Origin of the sequence: Aerococcus loyolae (genome assembly GCF_002871915.2) — a bacterium.
Classification (GTDB): domain Bacteria; phylum Bacillota; class Bacilli; order Lactobacillales; family Aerococcaceae; genus Aerococcus; species Aerococcus loyolae.
Window position 1 is genome coordinate 1,392,360 of the sequence record NZ_CP126958.1, and the last position, 13,914, is coordinate 1,406,273.

Genomic DNA, 13,914 nt, shown 5'->3' on the forward strand with positions numbered 1-13,914 from the left:
TCCTTTACTTCATTTCTCTTTTAGGCCATAGCTTCGAGAGGGTCAACCTTAGCAATGGCTCTGACCGAGAATAAGGCCGCCATAACCGCTGCAATAATGATTAAAAGGCCCACTAGAATGAAATACTCCCAAGTTAAAGCAAAGGGAACCGCTTCTGGTAATAGATAAGCAGAAGCCAAAGTTACTAGTAAGGCGAAGGCTACCCCAAGACTGGCCAAGAGGAAACTTTGACCAAGAACCGACTTAGCAATATAGCTGGTTGCAATGCCTTGGGCCTTCATAACGCCAAAGATGGGCGCCTTTTGCATGGTTAGAACATAGATAAATATACCAACCACCACAGCTGCAATCACAATCAGAAAACCAATCATAAAGTTAAAGGTCACTACCTGAGCCCGGTAACCAGGAATATCTTGGATAAAGTCTTCAATACTAATGGCCTCCAAATCCTCAGGGACTTGACTTGCTTGACCACGGATCACGATGGCATTGATAAAATCTTTCACCGGTAGTTGCCCGAGCCCACTGTAGCGAATTTCTTTAAGGTCTTCCAAGCTGGTAAAAACAACTGGCGCCACGGAAAAACGTTGATTTTTAGTAAAGCCAACCACTTTTATGGGGTGGTCCATATTGGCCACTTGCAGACTATCACCTATTTCCAAACCATATTGGTCCTTCATACTGATATCAACAACTCCTTGTCCGGGAGCATCAAACATCTTTCCAGCAATAATATCCGGTTTGAGAAACTCATCCCCTTGGATCCCAAAGAAGGCAACATTGATCTTCTCACCCTCCTCATCCAATTTGACCACTCCCGGCATTTCCGAAAAGAGAGCCTTTTGGTCGGCAGTAATTTCATTGGCTAAGTCTGCTTCAAAATTTGATTTTCCCAAGACATGGTTACTGTCACTAGCCAATACAATTTGATCAGCTGACCAAGCATCCACGGCTAGACGGTTATCTTGGGCCAGCCCATATGACAAACCTGTTAAAAAGAAAACCAAGTAAGCAATTAAAAACAAGAGCCCCGTAATTAATAAGTAACGGGCCTTGCTATGCATAATTTCTTTATAAGCTAAAAACATTTTTTTCTTCCTCCTTCATTGAACAGGGACGATTATACGCCCCTCATTTTTCAAGAGCAAGCAAAATGAACTGTGTTCACTTTATTTTTTATTTCGGCTAAAAATTACTATCTAAAAATGAGTGTGATTGCTAAGCCAAATAAAAAACAACCGCCTGGTAGAGACTGGTCTCAGGAGCTTGGAAGTTAATCCAGTCAGGACCAATGCTTTACAGCAAGCGGTTGTTCTATGAAATTCTTTATAGTTAGGTCTTTAAAACTAATGAACTTTAGCCAAAGAGCCCATTGGATCCCAAGGTTTTAGGTGAACAGGTTCTTGTTTATATTCTTCTAATAATTTTTCATCAACATAGCGACTAGGTACGGTGATTTGGAAGGTGTATTCATCGAACCATTCATCGGACATGGAGAAGATTCCTTCATCGCCGACCTTTTTACCCCAGGAGTTTTCGACTTTCCAATGGGTAGGCTTGCCTTCTTTATCCAAGTTAACCCCTACTAAAACCATGGCATGGGTTAGGAGACTGACACTATAGTCAAGGCGTTCTGCCTTATTTAAGGTATAGTTTTCACCCAAGGTATCTTGGTAGCGGTACATCTTGGTATCCATTAACCCAAGTTCACGTTCACTCATTTTACCAACATCTGAACCAAACCAAACTGGATAGCCGTCTTTAATGGCTTTAATGGCAGCATCTTTAAGGGCTTCAATTGGGACGTTGAGATACTTAATCGGTTCACCTTCAACGATTGATCCTAAATAATCCACTGTGTATGTCTTATGGTATGGTTTATCAGCAGTTGGTGCATTTAAAAGGCTAACCATGTCGTTCACTTCGAGATTAGTATATTTTTGGAAGAATTCTTGTGGGGTAATGTCTTCAATCCGGTGGAATTGGTCATCCTTGTCACGGTATTGGTAGGTAAATTGACTTGGCACTTCCCCTAAGGCCTTTACTAAGACATTATAGATAAAGTAAAGTTGTTCATCGCGTTTTGCCTCTAAGTCTGCTTTTGATTTACCGGCTTCATGCATTTGACGTAAACGAGCCGCAAATTCACGGAGCTTGGTTTCTAAGACTTCATCCAAGAGATGGGTGTTGGAAGAATGGAAGGTTTCAGGCATGACTTCTTTTGGCACTGAACCATATTTCTTCAAGATATCCGCAAACATCTCCCATTGGCCCCCATCTTCACATGGTGTTTGGAGTAAATGCCAAACTAAGCGAGAGTCTTGGGCTTCATCCACGGTATCAATGATACTGGTTAAGAAGAAATTAGCCTTCTCTAACTTATCCCAGAATAGGGTATAAGATTGGGAAAATTCAAAAGTTTCTAGGTTTAATTTTTCCATAGTGGAAACCCGGGCAGTATTTAGGGCTGCAAACATCCAGCATCGACCACTTTGTTTTTGGTTAGTGATCTTACCACGTTTGGTTTCTTCGGAAAATTTAAAGTCATGTTCTTGGCGAACTTGATAATTGACGCTGGCCTTGTTAATGCCGACTTCACGGATGGCGTGTTCGCTGGCACTGTTTTTAGGGTCAGAATGATATTTTTCATGGAATTGTCGAATTAATTCTTGATTAATCATGCAATCATCGCTTCTTTCTATATCAGTTAGATTGAAAAATTTACCCCTACACTATAACATAATTTACGGTTTCTGCTTAGTCCCTTTTTTGGGATAAATTTAATGATAAAAGAAAACTAGAGTCGAAACTCTAGCTTTAAGTAAATGATCAAACAAAGTTTATGGCATTCTTTATACTTTTGAAAATTGGTCATTGAAAAGCCATGGCACCGGCTCAAGCCTAGGTCTTTCGCCTAGCAAGCTTCAAACGGCTAGTACGGCTGACGCCTACAAACCGTAATTCACATCGCTTGCTTGTTCATGGCTAATGCCTAATTTTCAAAGCACCACTACTGCCAAAACTATTTGACAAAGAATATTCACTAAATAATTTTTCAGTATGATTAAAAACTAACCTTTTATTTACGCGTCTAGTTCAGTGTTGTAGTAGACATTTTGGACGTCATCGTCGTCTTCTAATTTTTCAATAAGGGTTTCAAAGGTGGCTTTCTTGTCCTCTGGGAGGTCAATCATGGTTTTTGGTACCATGGTTAATTCAGAAGTGGCGAGTTTATAGCCTTTTTCTTCTAAGGCGTCACGAACGGCTCCAAAGTCATTGGCTTCGGTATAAATTTCAAAGACTTCGTCAGAGGTTTGTAAGTCTTCAGCCCCTGCGTCGATGGCATCCATAAACATGGTTTCTTCATCAACGTCTAAGTCTTCACGTTCAATAGCTAGGTAGCCTTTGCGGTCAAACATATACGCCACTGAACCACTTTCACCTAGGCTACCGCCGTTACGGTTAAAGATGGTCCGCACGTTGGTTAAGGTACGGTTGGTATTGTCGGTTAAGGTTTCCACAAAAACAGCAATCCCATTAGGACCGTAGCCTTCATAGGTGACTTCATCGTAGTCTTCGCCACCAGCGGTATTACTCCCTTTATCAATGGCCCGTTCAATGTTGGTCTTAGGCATGTTTGCTGCTTTGGCTTTGTCCATAACCATACGAAGTGATGGGTTAGCATCCGCATCTGGTCCACCTTGTTTTACCGCCGTATAAATTTCACGCGATAATTTTTGGAAGATCTTAGCGCGTTTTGCGTCTTCAGCGCCCTTAGTATTTTTAATTTTGCTCCACTTATTATGTCCCGACACGAAACATACCTTCTTTCGTTTTTAGTCTATAATCTACAATTCTTAATTTTACCAAAAACAGCTAAATGGCGCAAGTTCAAGCTTCCGCTTTCACAGACTGATCCAGTCATCCACATAGTCAGTTACTCAGACTTTTGCTATAATAACTAAGAGTTCATAAGGAGGGATTATTATTAATCAACATTCACCTATCCACAATAATAATCAAGAGGAGAAAGAGAATAAATCGAGTTGGAAAGATAAATTCTTCTTTTCCAGTAATGTTTTCTTTTCAGTGATCAAACGCCTACTAGGCTATGTCCTAGTTCTGGGCCTACTCAGTTTGGCCTTAGCTATGGGAGTGGGTACTGGATTTTTCTTAGGGCTAACCGAAGACCTTCCCAATCCCTCCCCTGAGGAAATGGCTAGCCAAATTCAAAACTTGGAAGAAATCTCGACCCTCACCTACAATGACGGTTCCCTGATCGATGAAGTCCGCAGTGACCTAGTGAGAAAGAATGTTCAATTAGAAGAGATTTCGCCACAGATTGTTCACGGCCTAGTGGCTACTGAAGATGAACACTTTTTTAAACACCATGGTGTAGTCCCCAGTGCTATCCTGCGTGCAATCGTCTCCCAAGTTCTAGGCGGGTCTTCTTCGGGTGGGTCAACCATTACCCAACAATTGGTCAAGCAACGCTTCTTATCTAATGAAGTTTCCTTTGAACGTAAGGCTAAAGAAATGCTCTTAGCCAACCGTTTAGAAAATTATTTTTCTAAGGAACAAATCCTGGAATCCTATCTTAATACCTCACCTTTTGGTCGTAACAATAAGGGCGAAAATATTGCTGGTATTGAGGCTGCTGCTGAAGGTATCTTTGGTAAAAGCGCCGACCAAGTCAATTTACCCCAGGCCGCCTTTTTAGTGGGGATGCCTCAAAACCCTTATACTTATACTCCTTATGATAGCGAGGGGCAATTAAAATCCCCAGAAGACCTTAGCTACGGTGTTGAACGGATGCAGGAAGTCCTCGACCGGATGCGCTTGGAAAATTATATTAGCCAAGCAGACTATGAAAAAGCTAAAAACTACCCTATTCAAAACGACTTTATCCAAGCCCAAAACCAAGTTGCTGAGTCTGATTCAAGCACTGGGCAGAAGAATACTTATCTCTACCAGCAAGTGGAAAAGCAAAGCCTTAAACTCCTCATGCAGCGTTTTATGGCCATGGATGGAGTCAGTGAAGAAGATATTCAAGCCGATGACAACCTGCGTAGTGAATACCAACAACGGGCCGATTCTTATTACCGTAATGGCGGTTTAACCGTTAAAACCACAGTGGACCCTAATATCTATCAGCTTCTCAACCAAACGGTCGCCAATCAAGCCGGTTCCCTGGGGCAAACTTATATGAACTATCAAAATAATCCAGAAACCGGTGAAAGCGAAGCCATCCCTCTCCCTGTCCAAACCGGTAACGTCCTTATCGAAAATGCCAGCGGACGAATCTTAGGCTTTGTTGGAGGAATTGACTTCGACCAAAACCAAGTGGACCATGCCTTTGACATGCGACGGTCACCAGGTTCCATGTTCAAGCCCCTGCTCACCTATGGGCCAGCTGTCCAAGAGGGGCTAGCCTTTCCAAGTACCCTAATCGCTGATACCCCTATTCGTATCCAACAAGCCGATGGATCTTACTATGAACCGTCCAACTATGGAAATAATATCTCCAATCAGCTAGTGACTTTCCGCCATGCCTTGGCTAATTCCTTGAACAACCCGACCATTTATCTCTACCAACACCTTTTAAAACATGGTGTCGATATCCAAGCTTATGTGGATCGTTTAGGTCTAGACCAAGCCGTTACAGAAAACGAGGTCAAGGATAATGTCGCCCTATCCATTGGAGGAACCCAAACGGGACCAACTGTGGTTGAATTAGCGGCGGCCTTTGCGACTTTTGCAAACGACGGCCAAAGCGTCAGCCCTTACCTCATTGAAAGCATTTCTGATAGTAATGGGAACTTTATTTATCAACATCAAAATCATCAAGAGCCTGTCTTTGATAAAGAAAGCAGTGATATCATGATTGATGTCTTGAAAGATACCCATCGGACCGGGACTTTCCAACCATATAGTGGCGGTTTGAATGCTTTTTCGGATATTTATATGAAAACAGGGACCTCAGAAGATTTCAATGACCATTGGATTGGAGGCTCAAGCCCAAGGATCACGCTCATGTCATGGATTGGTTACGATAACACTTACCAACGCCATACCTTAAATGATGACGGCAATGCCAGTTTCGGCAATCCGGTAGAACGTCACGCCAGACACTGGCTGAGCCTGCTCAATCAGTTGAATAACTATGATCCGCAAATGATGGGCTCTAGTGAGACTTTCACCCCTTCCCAGCAACTAATCCGCCAAAAAGTAGTCAAAGAAACCGGAACACTTCCTGGTAGCTTTACAGGGCCTTACAATACCCAATACCGGATTCCGATCAGTCAGGCTAGTGAAGAAGGGCTCTTTCCTAATCAAGCCGCTATCCCCAAAGCTCAATTTGACTTTGCCATTGGCGCCAGCTTGGAGGAACAAGTCCATGCCCTAGAACCCTACCGCATCAAAAATAACAGTCAAGTCAACCAAAAAGTCAATGAAATCTTAGACCTCTATGAACAAGTCCACCAAAAAGAGGACTAGTTATTAAAAAAAGCAGTTATGCTCATAACAGGCATAACTGCTTTTTATTTGGTTGAGTATTTATTACTTTCTAGTTGAGCTGGCGCGCTTGTCGCACTCTCTAGTTGAGTTCGTACGCCAGCCTTGAAGTTGCTTCAGAAAATTCCAACACACAGTTCCCTGTGCTTATGGTATTTTCCTCCAGCAATTCAAGTCTCTGACGGCGTCCTCATATCCTTACAGTTGAGTTCGGAAGGGGGAGGGGATGTCCTTTCAGAAAAGTTTAACGACCAGCCTTGCTGATCTTATCATCTTTTCCTCCAAGGAATCTCTCTCCCTGATCCTTCCTCACATCCTCATCAAACCTGCTCCAAAAGTCAGCCCTGACGCCCACTTCACTAAAGTGCAAAAAATTCTTTTCAAGAATTTTTGATCTTTAGCTCCAGTTGCTATAGCTGTTCGAAGCTAAGAGCGAGTTACAGATATAGTATGCGTAGCTCTATCGATCTTTGACGCACCCGTCGCACTCTAATCTTTATACCAAGTCTTCCATGATTGTGTAGAGTTCTTGGCTGGATAGGTTTTCTTTTTCTTCTTGGGTGAAGTCGCGGATTATTTCTCCGTGATGGAGTAAAATCATCCGGTTGCCATAGGTTAGGGCATCTTGCAAGTTGTGAGTGATCATTAGGGCAGTAAGGTTTTCTTCTTGGACTTGTTGGTCAGTGAGTTCCAAGATCCTACGTGAGGTCTTAGGGTCTAGGGCTGCTGTATGTTCATCCAATAATAGGAGTTTGGGCTTAACGATGGTAGCCATTAATAAGGCAATGGATTGACGTTGTCCACCAGATAATTTACCCATTTCAGCATTCAAGCGGTTTTCAAGGCCCAGGCCAATTTGGGAAAGGGTTTGGCTAAAATAGGCCTCTTTGTCATTGGTAATGGCCATACTCAAGCCCCGCTTTTGTCCCCGCTTAGCGGCTAGGGCCAGGTTTTCAGCGACGGTCATTCGCGGAGCAGTTCCCATTTTAGGATCTTGAAAGACCCGTGAAATCGACCCTGCCCGCTCTTCTTCACTCTTAGTGGTAATATCCTTTTCCTCCAAGAAGATTTTGCCACTATCTAAGGCAAAGGTTCCCGCAATGGCATTGAGTAAGGTAGATTTCCCCGCACCGTTTCCCCCAACGATAGTAATGAAGTCTCCCTGATTCACTGAAAGGTCAATGCCTTTCAAAGCATGAAAGGCATCCAGGGTTCCAGGATTAAAGGTTTTATTGATGTTATTAAGCTTTAATACTTGACTCATGATTAAGCCTCCTTACTGCGAATATTCTTGGTCCGGCCGCTTCCCATTTTGCTTCTAATCGTTGGAATAGCCAAGCAAAGACCCACGATGATCGCTGAGAAGAGTTTAAAGTCATTGGCTTCAAATTTCAGCATGAGAACAAGACCTAGGAGTAAACGGTAGACAATAGAACCAGCTACGATGGTAGCTAAGCGCATGGACAGGCTAACATTAGGGAAGAGAACTTCACCAATAATGATGGCGGCTAAGCCAATCACCACAGTCCCAATCCCCATGGAGATATCTGCATAACCATTGCTGTTGGCTACTAAGACACCGGCAACAGCAATCAATCCATTGGCTAGCATGTAGCCTAGCATGGTCATTTCGTGGGTATCAATCCCTAAGGACTTAGCCATCACGAGATTATCCCCAGTAGCAATCAGTGCTTGCCCCATTTCCGTTTTAAAGAAGAGACTCATCAAACAGATCACAATAGCAGATACCACTAGACCAATGACGATGGTATCGATATTTCTACCTAGGTTAAGAGGTTCTAGTATGGTTTTTAAGGTTTTTTGACCCGTTAGAGAAATATTGGCCGAACCCATAATTTTCAGGTTGACGGAGTAAAGTCCGGTCATGGTAATAATCCCAGCGAGTAAGGGGTTAATACTTAACTTAGTAGTTAATAAACCGGTAATGGCACCTCCAGCCATCCCCCCTAAAAAGGAGATCAGGATAGCGATGAGGGGATGGATACCGAAATGAATGGCTTGGACGCCTAAAGCCGCCCCTAGAGTAAAGGAACCTTCAGTCGTCATATCAGGAGCATTTAAAATCCGAAAAGAAATATAAATCCCCAGTCCCATGACAGCCCAGATACTGCCCTCGGATAAGGCACTCGTAATTAAATCAATCATTATTATTTACCCTCCTTTGCCACGTCAGTAGCTTCATTGACGACATCATTTGGAATTTCGATTCCTAATTCATTAGCCTTCTTAGAATTAATGGTTAAGGCCTTCTTCTCTGGAATAACAACAGAATAATTTCTTGGGTCAGCACCCTCAATCAAGTCAGCAAGGACATTGGCTGAATCAACCCCCAATTGGTATTGGTTGAGTCCAACTGTGGCCATCCCGCCGTCAACAACCATGGTATCAACCACTGGGAAGACTGGAATTCTATAATGGTCAGTGACCGAAATTAAGGTGTTCATTGAAGAAGCAATCGAGTTGTCATTAGGTACCCAGATAGCTTCCACTTCTTGGGCCAATTGTTCAGCTACTTGGGCCAGGTCGTTAGTCGAAGTGATAGTTTTTTCAACTACATTCAAGCCTAATTCTTTGGCATGTTCTTTAGCCATGCGGACATTATTTTGGGCATTAGTTTCAGAAGAATTGTAAATAATCCCCACCGTTTTAATATCTGGCATCACTCGTTTAATCAGGTCAAATTGTTCCTTGACCGGTGGGACATCACGGACCCCAGTCACTTGGAAGCCAGGTTGGTCTAAATCTTTAACCAAACCAGCCCCAACTGGGTCAGAAACAGCTGCCATTACTACAGGAACCTGGTCATTGGCCACATTCTTTAGGGCTTGGGCCGCGGGTGTGGCAATACCGACTAAGTATTCAGCCCCATCAGAAACCATTTTATCGGATAACATTTTCAGATTGTTTTGGTCTCCTTGACCATTGGCAAAGTCAATTTCAACGTTTTCACCATTAACATAACCTCGCTCAGCCAGTTGGTCATAGACTCCTTGACGAATATCATCTAAGGCTGGGTGTTCTGTTAGTTGTAAAAGTCCGATGCGAATCTTATGGTCTGTGTCTTTGATATCTTCTTGACTAACATTGGTTTTTGCCTGATTTTCACTGGCTGTCCGGTGTTGAATTAAAGTTGGCATGGCCAAGAACAAAACGGCTAAAGCGGTAATTAATATAACTCCAAAACTTGTAATCTTTTTCATAGGGCACTCCTTTACAATAAAAAAATCCTCCAACTCTAGAAGCTGCAGGATAAAAAAATCCCGCACAGACTATTCATGTGGTCTATGCGGGAATTCTTATTAAGTCGAGCTACCGCACAGATACAGCTTCAAAAAACGCTGAAGTTGTATCTATGCTGATCACAGTATAAACACAACTACACCATGCGGATTTGCCATGAAAAAGTAGTAATTTGTTTAAGTGACATTGTAGCGACTCCTCTCTGATATGTTATATGTAATATAACAGATATTTGAGCTAAGGACAAGCCCTATTTTCATTTTCCTAAAAAATCTCTTTTTATTCTTTATTTCCATCCCCATAGTCTTGGATAAATTGAAAGATCTTCTGGTAATAAGTGGTGGGCTCTTTGTACTTGGCTTCGGCATGGCCAGCTTCAGGAACGATGTAGAGTTCCTTAGGGCCCTTGACTTTAGCATCATAGAGTTCTCGAGCCATGGATACCGGAACGAAGTCATCCGCTGCCCCGTGGATAAATAAAATCGGTAGGGAGGACTGGGCCACGTATTCCAAGGTATTTCCTTCGCGTAAATCATAGCCCGCCCGCAGTCTTGCCATAGTATTCGCCATATAAAGGACTGGAAAGGTGGGGAGATTAAAACGTTTATCTAACTCAGAAGCAAAAATATCCCAAATACTTGAATAACCACAGTCAGCAACGACCGCTCTGACGGCTGCAGGCAGCTTGTCTGAAGCCATGAGAACAGTAGCACTCCCCATAGAAGTACCGTGGAGGACAATTTGGGCCTGATGATCACGATCTATCAGCCACTGAACCCATTGCAGTAAGTCCTGACTGTCTAGATAGCCCATGCCAATATATTGGCCCTGACTAGGCGCATGGGCCCTTAAGGAGATGGTTAGGACCTGATAACCTTTTTGATAAAAAGCGGGGGCAATATCATAGGAATCCGCCTCTTGGCCCTGGTAACCATGGACAATCAAGGCATATTTATGTTGGGCGGAGTCATTATGGAACAAATTTCCGCTCAAAGTGAGCCCGTCCTGGGAGCGAATGCTTACCGCTTCTTTTTTATCTCCTACCTGGTCTAACCAAGCCTTAGCGTCTGCTTTAGCTTGGGCCTTATTGGCATTAATTTCTTGAACAGCTGACTGACTCTGACCCGGCTTTGTCTCCTGGTCAACTTGGCGGTCTTGCCCACCCTGGTTAGGCACCAAGGCATAATCAACAAAGTAGTTTCCGACAAAATAAGTGGCCGCTAGAGAAATCACCGTCAGCAAGGCTAATGAAATGCCCAACTTTTTTAACCAAGTGAGTCCTTTTTTATTCTTCATCCGGTCTAACACCTCCCACAGATTAGTAATTATTTTAGCAGATGGCACAAGACTTGACTATCTTTATGAAAAATTCTGATGGGAAATAAGGAGAGTGAGACAGATGTTAAAAGAACCGTGAACCATGAATGGGCCATTTATTGTCTCTCCAATCTTATATATAATAAAGACATCTTAGTGAAACCATTTATGCTGAAGAAAATATAAACAAAGGAGTCAAGATGGCAAGAGAAATTTTTATTATCCGTCATGGCCAGTCTCTTTATAACCTAGAGGGGAAAATTCAAGGGCAAATCGATAGTCCCCTCAGTCCCAGAGGCAGCCATGAAGCCAAGCAAGCGAAAAACTTTTTTGATCAAAAAGACATCAGTATTGACCTCATCCTCTCCTCCCCATTGAAGCGAGCTTATGCCACAGCAAAAATTCTCCAAGGAGATAGGTCCTGCCCCCTAGTGACTGATCAGCGACTAGCGGAGTGGCGCTATGGTAGCCTAGAAGGTAAAGAACTCAGCGTCCTTAAGGGGATCAAGCTCAATGATCCGCCTAGTGATCAGTATTTTTGTCAATTTGGAGGCGAGTCAGTTACCGTAGTCAAAGGCCGCTTTCAAGCAGCCCTTGATGACGTCCTGAAAACCTATCCTCAAAAAAATATCCTCCTAGTTAGCCATGGGTCAATTATGTACCGCTTTATGCTGGACTATCTCAACCAACCCCTCCCAGCCTTCTCTAATTGTCAAATTTTCCATTTTGAAGAGCTAGAAAAAAGCCTGGTCTTAAAAAATAGTATCAATCCGCTTAACTAAAAAAGGACTGTGTATCATTTTCACAGTCCTTTTACTATTCAGTAAAATATTTCCAATTCTTATTTAGAAGCTAATCGATTGATAAATAATTGCTTTTAATCTAAATTCTGCTGCATTTCCCGGTCATAATCCACAAATTTACGGATAAAGGTATAGGGATCTACCAAGTCCAATTGCCTTGCGAAGGTGGTTAAACTGGTTTCTCGTAAGCCGGCCTTGTTGAGATAGGCTGGCATAGTCGCCACATCCACTGGCAAAGCATCAATAATCAAATGCCCCTCTGACATAATCAAGGTCCGGCGGCTATACTCCAGCATGACTTCAATATCATGGGTGGTCATCATAATGGCAATCTGATATTGGCTATTCAAGCGCTGCAAGGTATTCATAATGGCACGAAAATGCACAAAGTCACGACCTTCAGTGATCTCTTCAACCACCAGTAATTTTGGCTCTTTTAATAAAGACCGGGCCATGGCCAGGCGGAGTTTAGAAATCTCCGAAAGGTGGTCTAAGGGGAAATCTAAGAGATTATCCAAGTTAACCATGGCTAGGACCTGATTAAACTTGTTCTTTAGCTCTTCATCCTGGTAATTACCTTCCGCTAAAACGGGGCTCTGGGCCAGGTAGTCTGCAACTGTTTCTGCTTGCGATTGACTAATATTGGTGACATCGTCATTAGTAATCAAGCCGACATTGCGACGGAGATGGTCAAATTGGTCCAGGGAAAGTTCTTGGCCCAACCACTTAATCGTTCCCGTCTGAGGCCTTAAGGAGCCGCTACACAATTGAGCTAAAAGGGTCTTGCCGCTGCCATTAGGGCCGACGACACTCAGCATTTCTTCTTGGTTAATTTTAAGGTTAATATTGTGGAGTCCCCGCTGATTGCTCTCATTGACAAGGGCTGATACATTATCGAGTTCGAGGAGAACTGCTTTGTTTTCTTGATAACGAAAACGTGGTAGGGTCATAATCCAGTTTTCAATCTTTTGCCGTAGCTGTGGCCCAAAGATATGGTGGACATCCTGGATATTATAAACGTCTTTTAGAGGATAAGCCGCGTAGCGCATAGCGGTAATATAGAAAGGTTCACGAATGCCCAAGGGATTTAAAATACCACTTTCCAAGAGGGCCTTAAGCTGACCATCGAAGACGATCCGCCCTTCTGAAAAGACTAAGACGCGGTCAATGGGACGAGACATCATCGCTTCCAATTGGTGTTCGGAGATAATAATAGTGGCGTCAGTATGGACGTGGTAATCATCAATAATATCGATAAAGACCTTTTGTTGTTTAGGAGCCAGGGTCTTTAAAGGTTCGTCAAAAATATAGATTTCATTGTTTTCTTTTAAGATGTGGGACATACGGTGGATTTCTTTTTCCCCACGAGAAAGAGCCTGGTATTCTTCTGGTTGTAGTTCACAATCGACCAGTTCATACCAACGTTTTTCAATCGCTTTTTTGTGGTGGTTGACCGATTCATTGGGACTATCATCGATCTTCTCATCAATCACATCACGAATTGCCGTTCCGTCAACGGGCTGGGCAGACTCACCACTGTGAATAATTTCACCAGAAAACTCGCCATCTTCGGGTAGCTCTCCCTTCAAGGCTTTAAGAAAGGTTGACTTACCTGATTCATTGGCACCTAAGATTAAAATTTTTTCACCATGGTTTAGGGTTATGTTGATATCTCTTAATGCCATCCGATATTGACGGGGATATCGGTAGCTAAAGTGACGCATCTGAATCCACGGGCTAGACACGCTGACTCCTCCTCTTATAAACTAGTATCATTCTAATAAATATAGCACAAAAGCTGGACTTAGCCTAATATTTTATGAGAAATCCCTAAAATTTATTTTGTATAATACTATTTTAACTATGCCAAGCAAAAAGCACCAATAAAAGGATTACAAACGCTTACAAATATCTACCCGCTTTTAACTATTATATAAAAAAAGCGGTTCTATAATATTTGGTGTTGATGGGAGCCAACGGCTCTTCATTGGCACCATTTTTTGATACACAAAAAGCC

General features: G+C 42.7%; 10 protein-coding genes. 2 read left to right on the forward strand and 8 right to left on the reverse strand.

Annotated elements, in window-relative coordinates:
- Nucleotides 1-20: 20 nt before the first annotated feature.
- The 3 genes from CJ190_RS06295 to CJ190_RS06305 form a co-directional block, all read right to left on the reverse strand.
- Nucleotides 21-1,088, reverse strand: a complete 1,068-nt coding sequence (locus CJ190_RS06295; protein ID WP_064293077.1) for an ABC transporter permease — start codon at nt 1,086-1,088, stop codon at nt 21-23.
- 258 nt (nt 1,089-1,346) lie between these two features.
- The gene (locus tag CJ190_RS06300) at nt 1,347-2,681 is read right to left on the reverse strand and encodes a C1 family peptidase (RefSeq protein ID WP_064293078.1); all 1,335 of its coding nucleotides are present in this window, start codon (nt 2,679-2,681) and stop codon (nt 1,347-1,349) included.
- Between the two features lie 402 nt (nt 2,682-3,083).
- Nucleotides 3,084-3,815 (reverse strand): YebC/PmpR family DNA-binding transcriptional regulator, encoded by a 732-nt coding sequence (locus CJ190_RS06305; protein ID WP_070598124.1) that lies wholly within the window; start codon nt 3,813-3,815, stop codon nt 3,084-3,086.
- Between the two features lie 274 nt (nt 3,816-4,089).
- On the opposite strand from CJ190_RS06305, the gene CJ190_RS06310 reads away from it, so the two are divergent.
- On the forward strand, nt 4,090-6,498 hold the full coding sequence (locus CJ190_RS06310) for a transglycosylase domain-containing protein (protein ID WP_064293079.1): 2,409 nt from the start codon (nt 4,090-4,092) through the stop codon (nt 6,496-6,498).
- 514 nt (nt 6,499-7,012) lie between these two features.
- Here the strand turns inward: CJ190_RS06310 and CJ190_RS06315 are convergent.
- The 4 genes from CJ190_RS06315 to CJ190_RS06330 all read right to left on the reverse strand — a co-directional run bounded on the left by CJ190_RS06315 (nt 7,013) and on the right by CJ190_RS06330 (nt 11,073).
- The gene (locus tag CJ190_RS06315) at nt 7,013-7,780 is read right to left on the reverse strand and encodes an ABC transporter ATP-binding protein (RefSeq protein WP_064293571.1); all 768 of its coding nucleotides are present in this window, start codon (nt 7,778-7,780) and stop codon (nt 7,013-7,015) included.
- 2 nt (nt 7,781-7,782) lie between these two features.
- Nucleotides 7,783-8,679, reverse strand: coding sequence for an ABC transporter permease (locus CJ190_RS06320; RefSeq protein ID WP_070598125.1), 897 nt, complete (start codon nt 8,677-8,679; stop codon nt 7,783-7,785).
- A gap of 5 nt (nt 8,680-8,684) precedes the next feature.
- Nucleotides 8,685-9,737, reverse strand: coding sequence for a tryptophan ABC transporter substrate-binding protein (gene trpX, locus CJ190_RS06325; protein ID WP_064293572.1), 1,053 nt, complete (start codon nt 9,735-9,737; stop codon nt 8,685-8,687).
- 319 nt (nt 9,738-10,056) lie between these two features.
- Nucleotides 10,057-11,073, reverse strand: a complete 1,017-nt coding sequence (locus CJ190_RS06330) for an alpha/beta hydrolase (protein ID WP_064293573.1) — start codon at nt 11,071-11,073, stop codon at nt 10,057-10,059.
- 221 nt (nt 11,074-11,294) lie between these two features.
- Between CJ190_RS06330 and CJ190_RS06335 the strand changes: the two genes are divergently transcribed.
- Nucleotides 11,295-11,876 (forward strand): histidine phosphatase family protein, encoded by a 582-nt coding sequence (locus CJ190_RS06335; RefSeq protein ID WP_064293574.1) that lies wholly within the window; start codon nt 11,295-11,297, stop codon nt 11,874-11,876.
- Between the two features lie 95 nt (nt 11,877-11,971).
- On the opposite strand, the gene CJ190_RS06340 is transcribed toward CJ190_RS06335, so the two are convergent.
- Nucleotides 11,972-13,642, reverse strand: a complete 1,671-nt coding sequence (locus CJ190_RS06340; RefSeq protein ID WP_143739150.1) for a DUF3744 domain-containing protein — start codon at nt 13,640-13,642, stop codon at nt 11,972-11,974.
- Nucleotides 13,643-13,914: the final 272 nt, after the last annotated feature.

Bases quoted from the DNA above. Each gene is read 5' to 3' on its own strand.
- CJ190_RS06295 (WP_064293077.1), bottom strand. From the start codon at position 1,088: ATGTTTTTAGCTTATAAAGAAATTATGCATAGCAAGGCCCGTTACTTA.
- CJ190_RS06300 (WP_064293078.1), bottom strand. From the start codon at position 2,681: ATGATTAATCAAGAATTAATTCGACAATTCCATGAAAAATATCATTCT.
- CJ190_RS06315 (WP_064293571.1), bottom strand. From the start codon at position 7,780: ATGAGTCAAGTATTAAAGCTTAATAACATCAATAAAACCTTTAATCCT.
- trpX (WP_064293572.1), bottom strand. From the start codon at position 9,737: ATGAAAAAGATTACAAGTTTTGGAGTTATATTAATTACCGCTTTAGCC.
- CJ190_RS06330 (WP_064293573.1), bottom strand. From the start codon at position 11,073: ATGAAGAATAAAAAAGGACTCACTTGGTTAAAAAAGTTGGGCATTTCA.
- CJ190_RS06335 (WP_064293574.1), top strand. From the start codon at position 11,295: ATGGCAAGAGAAATTTTTATTATCCGTCATGGCCAGTCTCTTTATAAC.